Source organism: bacterium (assembly GCA_030654305.1).
Lineage (GTDB): Bacteria > Krumholzibacteriota > Krumholzibacteriia > LZORAL124-64-63 > LZORAL124-64-63 > PNOJ01.
Genome location: JAURXS010000110.1, coordinates 1 through 1,167 on the forward strand (window position 1 = coordinate 1; position 1,167 = coordinate 1,167).

The 1,167-nt window shown below is 70.8% G+C and carries 1 protein-coding gene; it reads right to left on the reverse strand.

Translation table 11 applies throughout. The features are described from left to right. Positions 1 to 1,167 (reverse strand): MmgE/PrpD family protein (locus tag Q7W29_02990; protein ID MDO9170775.1); only part of this gene is annotated, 1,167 nt, incomplete at both ends.

Below are 1,167 nucleotides of genomic sequence, written 5' to 3' on the forward strand. Positions count from 1 at the left end.
CGCTCCGGCGACATCACCGGCGTCGCCAGCGCGTCGAACTTCTCGGTCAGCTCGGCGTCGGTCATCGGGTTGCGCGGGTCGCCCTTGGGGTAGTCCAAGGTGCGGACCAGCGCGCGGCCATCGGCCGTCTCGATGGTGACGTGGACCTTCTGCAGGGCCGTGAACGCGGCCTCGATCTCGGGATCCGCCACGACCTCGATCTTGCGCATCTGGGCGCGGATCACCGGGTCCTGGATCTTCGCCGGGGTGAACTGCTCGGGCGTGACGCGGCGGTCGGCGATGCAGGCCGCCACCACGTAGGGCAGGGAGTGGTCGGCGGTCTCCTTGTTCTGCGGGTCGTACTTGCTCGGGTCGGCCAGGATGTCGGCCGCGCGCGCCAGGCTGCGGATGCGCACCTTCACCACGTCGTCGGGCGCCAGGTCGTGGGTCTTGACCAGGTCCAGCACCGCGGACATCGGCGCGTGGGTGAGCGCCTCGGTGGGGAAGGCCTTCATGCCGCACTGCAGGATGCGCCAGCTCTGGCCCAGCCCCTCGGTCACGATGTCCCAGCGCCAGTCGGTCTTCAGGATGTGGCTGAAGCCCTCCTTGCCGTCGAGCACGTGCTCGGGGCCGGTGTAGCCCTTCTCGGCCAAGAGCGCCGCGAACACGCCCGACTGCACGGCCAGCGGGTCGACGGTGTTCTTCATCATCGTCAGCTTGCCCGCCGTCACCGAGCCGCCCGTCAGGTGACGCGAGGCGCTGATGCCGATGGCGTGCTGGATCTGCTCGGCCGACAGGCCCAGCAGGCGCCCGGCCACGATCGGGGAAACGACCGCGGTCAGGGTGGCGTGGTGCCAGCCGATCTCGCGGATGCCCGGGAACGAGGCCTCGCACAGGCGCTGCTCGAACTCGTAGGCCAGCACGATGCCCAGCAGCAGGTCGCGGCCGGTGCCGCCGGCGCGCGCGGCGGCGCTCATCGCCGCCGGGATGAGGTCGCTGGGGTGCGACGGGTCCTGCTTCCAGTAGATATCGTTGTAGTCGAGCACGCGGATCAGGAGCGCGTTGGCCAGCGCCGCGGACACCGGGTCCATCCGCTTGCCGGTGCCGATGACCGAGGCCGGGCCGGGCCCGGCGGTCTCCCCCAGCACCTCCTGGGCGATCTTGCAGTCGTGCTGCAGCAGGCCGCCG